Raw genomic sequence first — 13,785 nt, forward strand, 5'->3', positions numbered from 1 at the left:
ATCATCGCGTCGGGCGGATGCGACACCGGCCACGCATGTCATTGCACGGGCTAACCACCTGCTCAGCTGGTACAACGCGTGGTTTGTCCGGTTCCGGTTACGTCGTGTTTCGCGTGCATGAAAAGTGCCGTCACCTATTGACACGCTCTTGTGGCGATGTTCACACTGTTGTTGCGGGAAGTAAGACGTGTTCCGCATAGCGATACAGAAAGGATCCGAATGCTCAAGGTGTGTTCCTTGGCCGATCTCCCCGGCGGCGAAGCTCTGCGCGTCGACACCACCCCTCCGGTGGCGGTGTTCCACACCGAGGACGGTGAGCTGTTCGCGATCGATGACACCTGTACGCATCAGGACGCGTCGCTCGCCGACGGCTGGCTCGAAGGGTGCGCGGTCGAATGCCCGCTCCACGCGTCCACCTTCGACCTGCGTACCGGTGCTGTCGACGCTCCGCCCGCCAAGTTGCCTGTCCGCACGCACACTGTCGTCGTCGAGGACGGCGTCGTCTACGTCGAGCTGAGCACCGCGGCCCCCAATCTTCCGCCCGACGTTCGCAGCCGATTGGCCGCCGAGGGACATTCATGAAGAGCGTCACCATCGTCGGAGCCTCCCTGGCAGGCCTGTGCTCCGCGCGTGCACTGCGGGCGGCCGGGTTCGACGGCTCCGTCACCATCGTCGGTGCCGAGAGCCATCGACCCTACGACCGCCCTCCCCTGTCGAAGGAATACCTCGCCGGCGACGTGGACGTGAGCACTCTCGCCCTCGAACCCGACGACGAAAACCTCGACGCCACCTGGATTCTGGGCCGCACGGCCACCGCCCTCGATCCATCGCGTCGCACCGTCACCCTCGACGACGGTGCCGAGCTGACCTCCGACGGCGTCGTCCTCGCCACCGGCTCACGCGCGCGATCGCTTCCCGGTACCGATCACCTCGCCGGTGTGCACGTATTGCGTACGATCGACGACGCCGACCGGCTGCGTGCAGATCTCACGCCCGGCGCACGTCTCGTCGTCATCGGCGCAGGCTTCATCGGAGCCGAAGTAGCTTCCACCGCAAGGAAGTTGGGCCTCGAGGTCACCGTCGTCGAAGCCGCCCCGTCACCGCTCGCCGGGCCACTCGGCGCACGATTGGGTAGCGCGGTGGGCAATCTGCACCGCGACAACGGCACCACGTTGATCTGCGGAATCGCCGTCGACGGCCTGACCGGCACCGACCGAGTGACGGGCGTTCGACTCGCGGACGGCCGACTCCTCGACGCCGACGTCGTAGTTGTCGGCATCGGCGGGATTCCGAACATCGACTGGCTCGGCACCAGCGGACTCGCGCTGGGCAACGGAATCCTGTGCGACGGCGGCGGCGCGACCGCCGTACCCGGAGTGGTCGCGGTCGGCGACTGCGCCGCATGGCTGGATTCGACCGGCGTCCACCGACGCGTCGAGCATTGGGCCGGGGCGTCCGAACGACCCACCGTTGCAGCGGCCACCCTGCTCTCGGGCAGTTACGGCGGCCAACACGTCAAACCTCCGTATTTCTGGTCCGACCAGTACGGGTCACGTATTCAGTTCGCCGGCACCGCCGGACCGGACAGTGAATGCACCATCGAAGAGGGTTCGCCCGAACTCGGGAGTTTCCTCGCCGTGTATCGATCCGACGGACTTCCGGTCGGTGTACTCGGTGTCAATCAAGTTCGATTGTTCACCCGCTGGCGCCGACAGCTCTCGGCTCCCGCTCGCGCGGTCTGAAATCACCCAGGCCGCTGCTCCACCCGTCGTATTCCATTACCCCAGTTGACGTCTCGTCACCGATCCACAAGATCGGCCACGTACGGAGGACCCCTTGACCACCATTCCCGACACCACGCCGCCCGCAACCTCCCTTCCCCTGCCCGAAAGCCTCATCTCCACCCTTCCCGGTCGCTACTACACCGATCCGGCCATCTTCGAGCTCGAGCAGGAGAAGATCTTCGAGGAACTGTGGATCTGCGCGGTCCGTGCCGCCGATCTGGACAAGCCCGGTGCCTTCCGCACCGTGCAGATCGGGCGCGAAAGCGTCATCGTGACGCGCACCCGAACCGGGGCGATCAAGGCCTACCTGAACGTGTGCGCGCACCGCGGTGCTCGAATCTGCATGGAGGACAAGGGCGAGGTCAAGCGATCGTTCCAGTGTCCGTACCACGCGTGGACCTACGACCTCGACGGAAAGCTCATCGCAGCACCGAATCTCACCAAGATGCCCGACATCGACCGGGTTCGTTACGGCCTGTCACCGGTGTCGGTCGAGGAATGGCTCGGGTACGTCTGGGTCAATCTCAGCGACAATCCGGCCTCCTTCGACACCACTGTCGTGCAGGACATCCGCGATCGACTCGGCGACGTGGAGTCGATCGATCGCTACAAGATCGAAGACCTGGGCCTCGGCCGACGCGTGAGCTACGACGTCAAGGCCAACTGGAAGCTCATCATCGAGAACTTCATGGAGTGCTACCACTGCGCCACCATCCACCCCGAGCTGACCGAGGTACTTCCCGAATTCGCCGACGGTTACGCCGCCCAGTACTACGTGGGCCACGGAGCCGAATTCGGGGAATCCGTCAAGGGATTCACGCTCGACGGTTCCGAGGGACACGACTCCATTCCCGGAATCGCACCCGAACAGGACCGACGCTACTACGCCATCACCGTCCGGCCACAGGTGTTCGTCAACCTCGTCCCGGATCACGTGATCATCCACCGAATGTATCCACTTGCCCCCGATCACACTCTGGTGGAATGCGATTGGCTGTACTTGCCCGGTGTCGTCGCCTCGGGTCGGGACCTGCAGCACTCGGTGGAGTTGTTCCACCGCGTCAATCTGCAGGATTTCGAGGCGTGCGAACGCTGCCAGCCCGCCATGAGCTCACGCAAGTACCGCGACGGCGGAGTACTGGTGGGCAGCGAACACCACATCGGCATCTTCCACGACTGGCTGAAGAACCGCATCGAGGCCTGAACGCACGCTGCTCCGCACTCGGTGCCGATAGGATCGGTAACCATGAGTGTCGAGGTCACGTCGCCGGGCACCCCGGGTTCGTCGGGGGTGCCCGGCGAACCAGGAGCGACGATGGCGGACGTCGCCTACTCGGCTATCCGCGACAAACTGATCATGCTGACCATCAAGCCGGGTGAGGCCGTCGTCGAATCGGCCTTGTCCGCCGAGCTGGGCGTCGGACGCACGCCGGTACGGGAAGCTCTCAAACGGCTCGAGTACGAGCGCCTCGTCATCTCGCACGCCCGCCGTGGCACTTTCGCCACGGCCATCGACGTCGCCGATCTGGGCGACATCTCCGAAATCCGCCAGCGGCTCGAGCCACTGGCGGCCGCCAAGGCCGCCACTGCGGCCACCGCAACCCAACGCCAAGTTCTGTTGGGCATGGCCGACCGGACCGAAAAGTTCGAGGCGACGCCGCCGAGCCAACACGACCTGATCAACTGGGACGCCGAAGTGCATCGCACCGTCTACCGGCTGGCGGCGAACCCGGTTCTCGAAGACGCGTTGATCCGCTACAACAATCTCGCGACGCGAATCTTCTGGTTGTTCATGGATCGACTGCCCCCTCTCGCCGACCACGTGGGAACGCACACCGAGCTGCTGCGCGCCATCGCGGCCGGGGACGCCGAGAAGGCCGCGGCCATCGCTCGAGCACACGTGACCGAGTTCGACGACGCAGTCCGCGCCGTAATTTAGATCGCCGGCCGGGGCCACGCCCCGAGGGGCAACACCACGGCCAAGTGCCTGTTACGTATAGTCGCGGGGGTGGCCAGCGACGATTCGACACGTGCCCCCGAGGGTGGCGTCCAGTCCGTCGACCGCGCGTTTCGGGTGCTCGAGGTCGTGGCACGACTCGGAGAGGCGGGCGTGAGCGCCATCGCCACCGAGATCGGTGTGCACAAGTCCACGGTGTCACGCCTGCTGGCGTCGCTGGAAGAACACGACATGGTGATGCAGACGCACAATCGCGGCAAGTACCGGCTCAGCCTCGGAGTCCTCCGGCTCGCTGCGGCCGTGCCCGAGCGTCTGGAGATCACCGAATACGGCCATGCGGTGTGTGAACGCCTCGCCGGCAAGCTCGGCGAAACAGTGAATATCGCTGTGCTGCGGTCCAATACAGCGGTCCATCTGGACCAGGCCCGCGGGCCGAGTTCGGTGGGAACCCACAACTGGATCGGGGAGCAGACGCCGCTGCACGCCACCGCGAGCGGCAAGGTGTTGCTGGCTGCACTCGACTCGGATACGCGTCAGGACGTCGTGGACGGACTCGACCTGCACCGATTCACCGAACACACGCTCACCACCAAAGCCGGTCTCACCGCCGAACTCGACGCTGCGGTATCCCTCGGATACGCCGTCGTCGTCGAAGAGTTCGAGACCGGACTCAACGCCATCGCCGCCCCGATTCTCGACTACACCGGCAAGACGACCGCCGCACTGAGCATCTCGGGACCGGTCTACCGCTTCGACGAAACGAGAATGCGGGCCATCGTCCCCGACGTGCTGGCCGCCGCCGCGGAGATCAGCGAGAAGATGGGCTACCGAGAGTCCTTCATCCCCTCGGCCTGAGCAGCCTCAGCACACTCCACCACGTTCGTCAGCAGCATCGCCCTGGTCATCGGCCCGACGCCGCCTGTCGCTCCACTGAGCCGCCCCGCAATGTGCTCGACGCCGGGGTGCACGTCGCCCAGTATTCCCTCGACGGTGCGGGTGATCCCCACCGACAACACCGTGGCTCCGGCACTGATCCAGTCAGGCTGAACCAGATGCGCAACGCCCGCCGCTGCGATGACCACGTCGGCGGCCCGAGTGTGCGCGGCGGTGTCCACCGTCGCCTCGTGGCACATGGTCACAGTTGCGTGTTCGCTGCGACGCGTCAGCATCAAGCCGAGCGGACGACCCACCGTGATTCCACATCCGATGATGCAGAAGCGAGCACCGGTGATCGGAACATCATGGTGGCGAAGCAGTTCCAATATCCCGCGTGGGGTGCAGGGCAGCGGCCCGTCCATGCCGAGTACGAGCCGCCCCAAATTGGTCGGGTGCAGCCCGTCGGCATCCTTGCGAGGATCGATCAGCTCGATCACCCGATGGGTGTCGATGTGCGAGGGCAGCGGCAACTGAACGATGAACCCGGTGCACTCGGGATCCTCGTTGAGAGCGTGCACGGCATCTTCGATCTCCTGCTGACTCGCGGACGCAGGCAGCCGAACCTGAATCGAATGCAGTCCCACCTCCGCGCAGTCGCGATGCTTCGCCGCGACATACGAACGGCTGCCCGGATCGTCGCCCACCAGAATCGTGCCCAGGCCGGGCCGAATCCCCTGCTGGCCGAGCCGTTCGACGCGGTATCGCAGATCGTCCTTGACGATTCCGCTGACCGCCGTTCCGTCGATCTTGAGCGCTGTGGTCATACTTTCGATTCCTCGGTTCGGCGTGCCGCCAGGTTCTGATATATCAACTGTCGGTCAGGATACGGCGAGTCGCAGCAACCGGTCAAGAGCCGCTGTATGGGAGGGTCGAGACATGGAGCCCCTGCAGCCGATGCGGCCGGTCGACGTGCGGTACGACGAGCGCGAGGCCGCACCTCGATGGAAGGTGTGGGGTGCGCGCATCGTCCTTGCAGCACTCGTTCTGACGGCGATTCTCGTCGAGGACGGACAGTCCTGGATGGTCGTCGCAGGGGTCTGTGCATCCGCCATCGGCGCGGCGCTCATCGTTGCGTCCACGCGACGAACAATGCGGGAGAACACGGGCCGACGGATTCCCTGGCTCGGTCGGCCGCCGGTCGAACCCCGTCGGGTAGACCTACTGGATACCTTTGGACTACCGATGGTCGTTTTCGGAATCGCAGTGGCCGCGAAGAGCGCATCCGTACCGTGGTTCTTTGCGTTGCCGGTCGTCTGTGTCGGCGCTGTCGGGGTGCCCCTGGCGGCGCAGGCATGGCACAACCACCGAGTCCGCAGAAGCACGCCCACCCCCTGACCACTCGGGTCAGGTGCGAGGCTCGACGGCGATTGCCCGACGGCACAGCGCATACAACTGGCCGCGACTCCCACCACGTGCCGGTGAAATCCGACCGACCGTCGCCGATGAAGAGGTGATCGAGTCTCTACTATGGAGGCGTCGTTGCCGGTCACCCGCAGAAGAACAGGTGGGGTGGTGCTGCCGCACTGCATGCGAGAAGGAGTGCCGGTGATGCGAAAGTCCCCTTCTCGATCGATGTTCCGCGACGGTGCCGGAAACCTGGCGTTGATTGCGGGCATCGTCGCAGTCGTCTGTGCGTTCGTGCCGTTCGTCGGAGACTTCGTGACCATCCCGGCCGGAGTGGTAGCGGTTGTCAGTGGCTGGATCGGTCTCGGCCGTGCAGTCGAGGGCGACGCGTCCAACGGTCGCGACGCGATGATCGGTGCGGCGCTCGGTGGCATCGGATTGTTTGTCGTGTTCCTGACCTACTTGGCGTCGTCCATGTGATCGCGGCCGTCCCGACCCGGTAGCGACGAAAAAGGCCGTATAGGACTACGCGCCGAGCTCCTTCTTAACGATCTTTCCGACGGAGTTCTTCGGTAGGGCGTCGTGGACGACTGTCCGAGTCGGTCGCTTGAACTTGGCCAGGCTCTGAGCGCAGTGCGCGTCCAGGTCGTCGACCGAGATCCTGCGACCGGCTCGTGCAACGACGTGCGCGACGGGCACCTCCCCGTAGACCGGATGCGCCTCGCCGACGACGGCCACTTCCAGCACGTCGGGATGGGATTGCAGGACGTGTTCGATTTCGCTCGGCGCGATGTTCTCGCCGCCGCGAATGATCATGTCCTTGAGTCGATCCACCAAGACGAGATAGCCGTCCTCGTCGAGGACTCCGATGTCGCCGGTGTGCAACCACCCCTCTCGAATGGTCTTCGCGGTCACGTCCGGCAGGCCCAGGTATCCCTGCATGATCGTCTCTCCACTGACCAACACTTCACCGGTCCGGCCGGGCACGGTGCTCGGACCATCGGGTGTATCGATCGCAATGTCGATACCGGGGAGCGCGATGCCGACGGTGCCCGGCTTTCGAATCCCGTTCGGCGGGTTGATCGTTGCCGCCACAGTGCATTCCGACAGGCCGTACCCTTCGACGACCGGCACGCCGAAGATCGATTCGAACGACGCGATCAGGCCGGCAGGCATGGGCGCTGCTCCACAGATGACGAATCGAAGCGACGAGATGTCGCGGTCGGTCGAGCCGCGGTCCGCCAACAGTGAGTACATGGTGGGCACTGCAGAGAAGTAGGTGGGCCGGACAGTCTCCACGTTGTCCCAGAACGTGTCCGGCGAAAAACGAGGCGCGACGTGCACACGACCGCCGGCTCGTAGCGGAGCAACTGTGCCGACGACGAGTCCGTTGCAGTGAAAGAGCGGAAGCACCAACAAACTGGTGTCGGCATCGGTCAGTTCGCACGCAGCGACGATCGCGGCACTCATCCGATCGACGTTGCGATGAGTCAGCACACAGCCTTTCGGCCGCCCCGTCGTTCCCGAGGTGTAGACGATCAAGGCCGGTGCCGAGCTGTCGACGGGCCCCGTTCCACGATGCGTGCCGTCGATCTGCGGCAACCGCGGACGACGGGCGCGGGAATCCACGTCTATGAACGAAATACCCTGTGCGCGGCCGAGAGTGCAGGCTCGCTCGCTACCGACGAGCACGCGGGCGGTCGAGTCCTCGAGTTGATAGCGCACCTCGTCGTCGGTGAGCGCGGGATTGACGGGAGTCAACGTTGCTCCCAGCACCCATGCCGCGAACATCGTGGTGATGATGTCGATGCGATTCGGAAGCAAGACTGCAACCACATCACCCGCTCCCACCCCCGCGTCGATGAGTTCGGCGGCAACCGAGTCGACGTCGAGCCCGAACTCGGCATTGCTCAACCGAGTGGAGTCGTCGGACAGACACGCGCCGTCCGGGTCGTTGTCGATGCGGCGGTACATGGCCTGCAGAACCGGCGAGGAGGCGTCGAGAATTGGCAGCATGTGACGTAGGTTACGGTCTGCCTGTTTGAAAGACTTCGGTCCAGCAGCACAAAAGCCGCGGATTATTTGTAGCCCGAAAAGTAAAGGAACACCCGTGCCGACACCTGCCGACATCTCGCCTACCTCCGCCGAGGCGGTGCGCACTCACGTGGCCGCGGTTGCCGCGCACCTCAATGCCCGGCTGGCAGATGTGGTGGCGCAGATGCGCACGACACTCGCGTCGCGCATCACGGAACTGAACAACGAACCGTCGTTGATCGAGCTGCTGGGATCGAGTATCGAGGGCAACGTCGACACGATTCTGCACGCCCTGCAGCACGACATCGGTGGTGCCGGATTCGAGCCGCCGGCGGCGGCCATCGAATACGCGCGCCGCCTGGCTCAGTGGGGCGTCCCGGTCAATGCCCTGGTTCGTGCCTATCGACTCGGCCAGCAATTTCTGCTCGATCGAGCGTTCGAGACCTCGATGTCGCTGCACGCGCCGGACCCGGTCCGGATGGAGGCGCACCGCGTGATCGTCGATTCGGTCTTCGACTACATCGACTGGATCTCGCAACGGGTGGTCGCGGTGTACGAGACCGAACGAGAGTCCTGGCTGGCGGATCGCGAGAATGCTCGACTCGATGCAGTACTCGATCTCCTGAACGGCAAGGGGTCGACGGACGTCGTCGAGCGAGTGACCGGGTACCGACTGCGCGGACGACACCTGGCCGTCGTGGCCTGGGTCGGCGAGTCCGCCGTTCGTGTCGACCGGATGCGCAGGTTCACCACCACCATTCGCGCTCTGGCGACGGACTTGGACAGTCCAGCCCCTCCCCTGGTGGTCGGACGCGACGGCGCAACCGCGTGGGGATGGATACAGATTCCATCGAACGACACAGATCTCGCCGTCGTTCTCGATCGCATCAACACTCGACCGCGGACCGAGGACGCACCCCTGTTGGCGGCCGGGGCCATCGGGCTCGACGCGGCCGGGTTCGTCACATCCCACCGGCAGGCTCAGCGCGCCCATCACGTGGCGGTTCTGGGTGGCCGAGGACGAACGATCGAACGCTACGACGACCCCGGGTTGGCCGTGGTGGACCTGTGCGCTCGCGACCCGTCGGCACTGCAGGCCTGGGTCCTGACCGTCCTGGGACCGCAGTTGGCCGCCGACACCACACATGCCGAACGATTGCGCACCACGTTGCGGGTCTACCTCGCATGCGAGCGGAGCCTCTCCGCCGCGGCTGCGGTGATGACGATGCACAAGAACTCGATTCGCTACCGCGTCGACAACGCCGAGAAGCTGCTCCCCCGGCCACTGTCCGACGACCGGCTCGCCGTCGAGGTTGCCCTCACCGCATGTCAGTGGCTCGGGGCTCGGATCCTCTCCTGAGAGTGCACTTTGTGTCGGCGTCACAAAGACGGAGGTGAGCCTCGGGTCGGCGAACCATTGGGACCGCCGATACCGACCCCGTAGCTTTCTGTGGTGCAGGACACAGTCCGATGGTTGCGTCACCGCGACCCGCGCCTCGCGCGACAGGGCCGACTCCTGCTCCTTCATCCTCAGCGCTCGCTACAGAAAGCTCACTCATGGGATTCAAGAACGGACAGTTTCCTCCTGTCGACCTCGAAACCTTCCTCGACCGGCCTCTGCTGGAACGAGTGAAAGCCCTTGCACTGCACTGGGTCGACTACGGCTTCGGCTCGCCGAAGGTCATCCCCACCACCTATGTCGTCAAGCTCCTGGTGCTCTACATCGGGATCGGTCTGACCCTGGCGACACTGACTTCCGGCGTCGGGATGCCGTGGGACGTCGGCACATGGTGGGACGACATGATCGTCTACCAGAAGTTGGTCTACTGGACGATGCTGCTCGAAACCGTCGGACTCGCGGGGTCATGGGGACCGATCGCCGGCAAGTTCAAGCCGATGACAGGCGGAATCCTGTTCTGGGCGAAACCGGGGACCGTTCGGATGCCTCCGTGGCCGGGTAAGGTGCCGTTCACCTCGGGTGACACCAGGACGCCGCTGGACGTCGTGCTGTATCTCGCGCTCCTGGTGAGTCTGTTCGTACCCGTCATCGTGCCCGGAACACCGCCCGGTGCATTTGCCTCGATCCTGCCCGAGGGCATCGGCAACCTCGTCGATCCACGCTGGGCGATCGCGCCGGTCTTGCTCACCATCGTTGTGGGCCTTCGCGACAAGACGATCTTCATCGCTGCCCGCGCCGAGCAGTACGGTCCTGCGATAGTGCTGTTCGGTCTCGTGGGAATTCTCGGTGACAACGCCATCGTCGACCTCGTGGTCGGACTGAAACTGCTCATTTTCTCGGTGTGGGTCGGGGCCGGCATCTCGAAATTCGGTGCACATTTCGCCAACGTCGTTCCGCCCATGGTCTCGAACAGCCCCTGCATTCCCACGCGCTGGGCCAGGCGCAAGCACTACCGGAATTTCCCGGACGACATTCGCCCCTCGGCAACGGCCAAATTGATCGCGCACGTATTGGGCACCACCGTCGAGATCGCGGTACCGGTCGTGTTGCTGCTCACCACCAACACGACCGTCGCACTCGTCGGAGCACTTCTCATGGTGGCATTCCACCTGTTCATCATCTCGACGTTCCCGCTGGCGGTGCCGCTGGAGTGGAATCTGTTGTTCGCCTACGCAGCAGTCTTTCTCTTCGTCGGACACCCTGCAGGACAGGGATTCTCGATCTTCGACGCCTCCCCGTGGTTCGTGGCGACAGCGCTGGTGTGCTTGTTCTTCTTCCCGGTTCTGGGCAATCTACGACCGGACCTCGTCGCCTTCACGCCCTCGATGCGCCAGTACGCGGGCAACTGGGCCTCCGGTCTGTGGGCGTTCGCACCGGGTGCCGAGGACAAGCTCGATCAGATCGTGCGCCCCACCCGCAATCAGGTACGACAGCTCGAAGCCATGGGTTACCCGCCTTCCGTCGCCGAGATCACGATGCAACAGACCATCGCATGGCGCTCGATGCACAGTCAGGGCCGCGGATTGTTCTCGCTTCTGATCCGCAACGTTCCCGACATCGATCGATGGACGGTGCGTGAAGGCGAATTCGCCTGCAACTCGATTCTCGGCTTCAACTTCGGCGACGGCCACCTGCACGACGCCTCCCTCATCGCAGCGATTCAGCGACGCTGCAACTTCGAGCCGGGAGAGTTCGTGGTGGCATGGGTCGAATCGCAGCCCATCCATCGAAAGACGCAGTCGTACAAACTCATCGATGCCGCCCTCGGCGTGATCGAAACCGGCACGTGGAACGTCGACGACGCGGTGTCCGCCCAGCCGTGGCTACCCGACGGCCCCATCCCCATGTCGGTGACGTGGCGGCGTCGCGCAGACTCGACAACCGCTCGACACTCGGCACCGGAGACGTCGTCGGCGACGGCCGGTGCTGGAGAATCGACATCATGACGCGATCCGCGACGATAGTGGGCAGCGGCCCGAACGGTCTTGCCGCTGCACTTGCTCTGGCACGCGACGGCATACACGTCACCGTGCTGGAGGCGGAGAGCGAGATCGGCGGCGGCACCCGTAGCCACCGGCCTTTCACCACCGTCGATCTGCTCGTCGATCACTGTGCCGGTTTTCATCCGATGGCGGTGGGTTCACCTGCCCTCGCCGGTCTCGAGCAACACGGACTGACGTGGCGGTGGCCCGAGATCGATTGTGCACATCCGCTTCTCGACGACGCGGCAGCGCTGCTCCATCGATCGGTAAACGAGACTGCTGTGGGCCTGGGTGCGGACGGCAAACGATGGAAGGCACTGTTCGGGCAACCGTCGTCGTCGTACGACAGACTGTCCGCAGACCTTCTCGGACCGGTCGTGCACCTGCCCCGACATCCACTGCTGCTGGCGAGATTCGGTGCGCCGACTGCTCTGCCCGCTGCGGTGTTGTCACGGGCGTTCGCCACACCGCAGGCGCGGGCACTGTTCGTCGGAGCAGCGGCACACGCGATGCGGCCGTTGACCGAAGTGTTCTCCTCCGCCATCGGGGTGGGAATCCTGACCGCGGGACACCACAACGGATGGCCGGTGGCGGAGGGCGGAACCGCGGCGATCTCACGGGCGATGCACTCCGCGCTCATCGAACTGGGAGCAACCGTGCAGACCTCGACGCGGGTTGCCTCGCGAGCCGATCTGCCGTCGTCGGACATCACGATCTTCGACACGACGCCGTCCGTGGTGGCCGACGTACTCGGCCAGGAACTCACGACGCGTACACGTCGCTCCTACAACAGGTTTCGGCATGGACCAGCTGCGTTCAAGGTCGACCTCGCGGTGCGCGGTGGAGTCCCGTGGACCGACCCCAGGGTCGCACAGGCCGGCACTGTGCACGTGGGAGGTAGCGCCGAGGACACCGTCGCAGCCGAGGCGGCCGTCGCTGCAGGACGAATGCCCGATCGGCCGTTCGTCCTCGTCGGGCAGCAGTTCGTCGCAGATCCTCAGCGCGCGGACGGAGACGTCGTACCGCTGTACGCATACGCCCATGTTCCCGCCGGCCTCGACCACGATGTCACCGACGTCGTGATCGACCGCATCGAACAGTTCGCACCGGGCCTGCGTTCGCGAATTGTGGAGACAGTCACCACGTCTCCGCAGAGCTTCGCCGGAGGAAACGCGAATTTCGTCGGCGGCGACATTCTGTGCGGTACGTCGTCGCCGACACAATTGCTCCTCGGACCACGGCCCGGCCGAGACCCGTACCGCACGGGTACGCCGGGGTTCTATCTCTGCTCGGCGGCAACTCCCCCCGGACCCGGTGCACACGGCATGGCGGGACTGAATGCAGCGCGACGAGCTCTGGATGACCTGCTGAAGCGCTGAAACAACGACACAGCAATACCTTTCGCCTTCTCTGTCGTCAGCGAGAAGGCACCACCTCTGCTTTCCCACGGAAGGACCGAACACAATGCCAATCGACGAATCTCTCCACGGCAAGGTCGCACTCGTCACCGGTGCCGGGGCAGGCCTCGGCGCCGCCATCGCGCGGCGACTGGCCTCCGACGGTGCACAGGTGGTCGTCTCCGACATCGATCTCGACGCCGCTCGCCAGGTGGCGTCTTCGATCGACGGTGCGATCGCTGTAGCGACAGACGTCACCGACGAGGATCAGGTTCGATCTCTCGTCGAGCAGACGGTCGAACACTTCGGCAACCTGCACATAGCAATTCCCAACGCCGGTGTCGGCGAAGTCAGAGCGATCGCACAGATGTCGTACGCCGATTGGCGGCGTACCACCGCAGTCAACCTGGACGGCGTGTTCCTGACCATCCGCTACGCCGCACCCGCGATCGCAGCATCCGGCGGCGGCTCCATCGTCACCATCAGCTCGATCACCGCGACGGCAGGTTCGGCGCTGCTCGCGCCCTACGCCGCCAGCAAGGCCGCGGTGAGAAATCTGACCGAAACCGCCGCAACGGAGTTCAGAGCGCAGGGTGTTCGAGTCAACGCTGTGCTGCCGGGGTTCATCGACACCGCCCTGGTCACCAAGGCAGCCCCCGAATTCGAGGCAGCTCTGGGGCTACCGGAAGGAGGGTTCGACACCCTCATCGCCGACAAACAAGGGCGCTACGGCACACCGGAGGAAGTAGCAGCAGCTGTCGCGTTCTTCGCATCGCAACAGTCGTCGTGGTGCACGGGGAGCAGCCTCGTTCTGGACGGCGGACTGGTCGGCTCACTGCTCTGAACGCCTGACGGGAGTTCGAGGACGAAACACATCGGCAGAGGCTTGCCG

At 64.6% G+C, this 13,785-nt stretch carries 13 protein-coding genes; 11 read left to right on the forward strand and 2 right to left on the reverse strand.

Annotated features, from left to right (window positions below; all coding sequences use genetic code 11):
* Positions 1–219: 219 nt before the first annotated feature.
* The 5 genes from AB0P23_RS08680 to AB0P23_RS08700 all read left to right on the forward strand — a co-directional run bounded on the left by AB0P23_RS08680 (position 220) and on the right by AB0P23_RS08700 (position 4,596).
* Entirely contained in the window at positions 220–582 is a 363-nt protein-coding gene (locus AB0P23_RS08680) for a bifunctional 3-phenylpropionate/cinnamic acid dioxygenase ferredoxin subunit (RefSeq protein WP_027494739.1), read from the forward strand.
* Positions 579–1,742, forward strand: a complete 1,164-nt coding sequence (locus AB0P23_RS08685) for an FAD-dependent oxidoreductase (protein WP_196249356.1) — start codon at positions 579–581, stop codon at positions 1,740–1,742. The genes AB0P23_RS08680 and AB0P23_RS08685 overlap by 4 nt, the downstream gene beginning before the upstream one ends.
* Positions 1,743–1,836: 94 nt before the next feature.
* Positions 1,837–2,988 carry an aromatic ring-hydroxylating dioxygenase subunit alpha gene (locus AB0P23_RS08690; protein WP_283316527.1) on the forward strand — a complete coding sequence of 384 codons (1,152 nt, stop codon included), beginning with the start codon at positions 1,837–1,839 and terminating at the stop codon, positions 2,986–2,988.
* Positions 2,989–3,030: 42 nt separating this feature from the next.
* Entirely contained in the window at positions 3,031–3,723 is a 693-nt protein-coding gene (locus AB0P23_RS08695) for a GntR family transcriptional regulator (RefSeq protein WP_283316526.1), read from the forward strand.
* A 69-nt stretch (positions 3,724–3,792) separates the two neighbouring features.
* The gene (locus AB0P23_RS08700; RefSeq protein ID WP_283316523.1) at positions 3,793–4,596 is read left to right on the forward strand and encodes an IclR family transcriptional regulator; all 804 of its coding nucleotides are present in this window, start codon (positions 3,793–3,795) and stop codon (positions 4,594–4,596) included.
* Here the strand turns inward: AB0P23_RS08700 and AB0P23_RS08705 are convergent.
* Positions 4,566–5,441: a bifunctional methylenetetrahydrofolate dehydrogenase/methenyltetrahydrofolate cyclohydrolase gene (locus AB0P23_RS08705; RefSeq protein ID WP_283316521.1), complete on the reverse strand. Its 876-nt coding sequence runs from the start codon at positions 5,439–5,441 to the stop codon at positions 4,566–4,568. The two genes, AB0P23_RS08700 and AB0P23_RS08705, sit on opposite strands and share 31 nt — an antisense overlap.
* A 112-nt stretch (positions 5,442–5,553) precedes the next feature.
* Between AB0P23_RS08705 and AB0P23_RS08710 the strand changes: the two genes are divergently transcribed.
* Complete coding sequence (locus AB0P23_RS08710) at positions 5,554–6,012, forward strand: hypothetical protein (protein ID WP_283316519.1); 459 nt, start codon at positions 5,554–5,556, stop codon at positions 6,010–6,012.
* A gap of 213 nt (positions 6,013–6,225) precedes the next feature.
* On the forward strand, positions 6,226–6,501 hold the full coding sequence (locus tag AB0P23_RS08715; protein ID WP_283316517.1) for a hypothetical protein: 276 nt from the start codon (positions 6,226–6,228) through the stop codon (positions 6,499–6,501).
* A 45-nt stretch (positions 6,502–6,546) separates the two neighbouring features.
* Here the strand turns inward: AB0P23_RS08715 and AB0P23_RS08720 are convergent, their stop codons facing one another.
* Entirely contained in the window at positions 6,547–8,037 is a 1,491-nt protein-coding gene (locus AB0P23_RS08720) for an AMP-binding protein (RefSeq protein WP_363797280.1), read from the reverse strand.
* 94 nt (positions 8,038–8,131) lie between these two features.
* On the opposite strand from AB0P23_RS08720, the gene AB0P23_RS08725 reads away from it, so the two are divergent.
* The 4 genes from AB0P23_RS08725 (at position 8,132) to AB0P23_RS08740 (ending at position 13,737) form a co-directional block, all read left to right on the forward strand.
* The gene (locus AB0P23_RS08725) at positions 8,132–9,415 is read left to right on the forward strand and encodes a helix-turn-helix domain-containing protein (RefSeq protein WP_283316514.1); all 1,284 of its coding nucleotides are present in this window, start codon (positions 8,132–8,134) and stop codon (positions 9,413–9,415) included.
* A 197-nt stretch (positions 9,416–9,612) separates the two neighbouring features.
* Positions 9,613–11,460 (forward strand): DUF3556 domain-containing protein, encoded by a 1,848-nt coding sequence (locus AB0P23_RS08730; RefSeq protein ID WP_363797282.1) that lies wholly within the window; start codon positions 9,613–9,615, stop codon positions 11,458–11,460.
* A complete protein-coding gene (locus AB0P23_RS08735; protein WP_032374238.1) occupies positions 11,457–12,875 on the forward strand; it encodes an NAD(P)/FAD-dependent oxidoreductase in 1,419 nt (472 codons plus the stop codon). The genes AB0P23_RS08730 and AB0P23_RS08735 overlap by 4 nt, the downstream gene beginning before the upstream one ends.
* Before the next feature lie 85 nt (positions 12,876–12,960).
* Entirely contained in the window at positions 12,961–13,737 is a 777-nt protein-coding gene (locus tag AB0P23_RS08740) for a glucose 1-dehydrogenase (protein WP_094621255.1), read from the forward strand.
* The last annotated feature ends 48 nt before the right edge of the window (positions 13,738–13,785 follow it).

It is taken from the genome of Rhodococcus sp. NPDC077669 (genome assembly GCF_040686915.1).
Lineage (GTDB): Bacteria > Actinomycetota > Actinomycetes > Mycobacteriales > Mycobacteriaceae > Rhodococcoides > Rhodococcoides fascians.

Coding starts and splice junctions, on each gene's coding strand:
- AB0P23_RS08730 (WP_363797282.1), top strand. CDS start 9,613: ATGGGATTCAAGAACGGACAGTTTCCTCCTGTCGACCTCGAAACCTTC.
- AB0P23_RS08735 (WP_032374238.1), top strand. CDS start 11,457: ATGACGCGATCCGCGACGATAGTGGGCAGCGGCCCGAACGGTCTTGCC.
- AB0P23_RS08705 (WP_283316521.1), bottom strand. CDS start 5,441: ATGACCACAGCGCTCAAGATCGACGGAACGGCGGTCAGCGGAATCGTC.
- AB0P23_RS08680 (WP_027494739.1), top strand. CDS start 220: ATGCTCAAGGTGTGTTCCTTGGCCGATCTCCCCGGCGGCGAAGCTCTG.
- AB0P23_RS08695 (WP_283316526.1), top strand. CDS start 3,031: ATGAGTGTCGAGGTCACGTCGCCGGGCACCCCGGGTTCGTCGGGGGTG.
- AB0P23_RS08720 (WP_363797280.1), bottom strand. CDS start 8,037: ATGCTGCCAATTCTCGACGCCTCCTCGCCGGTTCTGCAGGCCATGTAC.
- AB0P23_RS08685 (WP_196249356.1), top strand. CDS start 579: ATGAAGAGCGTCACCATCGTCGGAGCCTCCCTGGCAGGCCTGTGCTCC.
- AB0P23_RS08710 (WP_283316519.1), top strand. CDS start 5,554: ATGGAGCCCCTGCAGCCGATGCGGCCGGTCGACGTGCGGTACGACGAG.
- AB0P23_RS08715 (WP_283316517.1), top strand. CDS start 6,226: ATGCGAAAGTCCCCTTCTCGATCGATGTTCCGCGACGGTGCCGGAAAC.
- AB0P23_RS08740 (WP_094621255.1), top strand. CDS start 12,961: ATGCCAATCGACGAATCTCTCCACGGCAAGGTCGCACTCGTCACCGGT.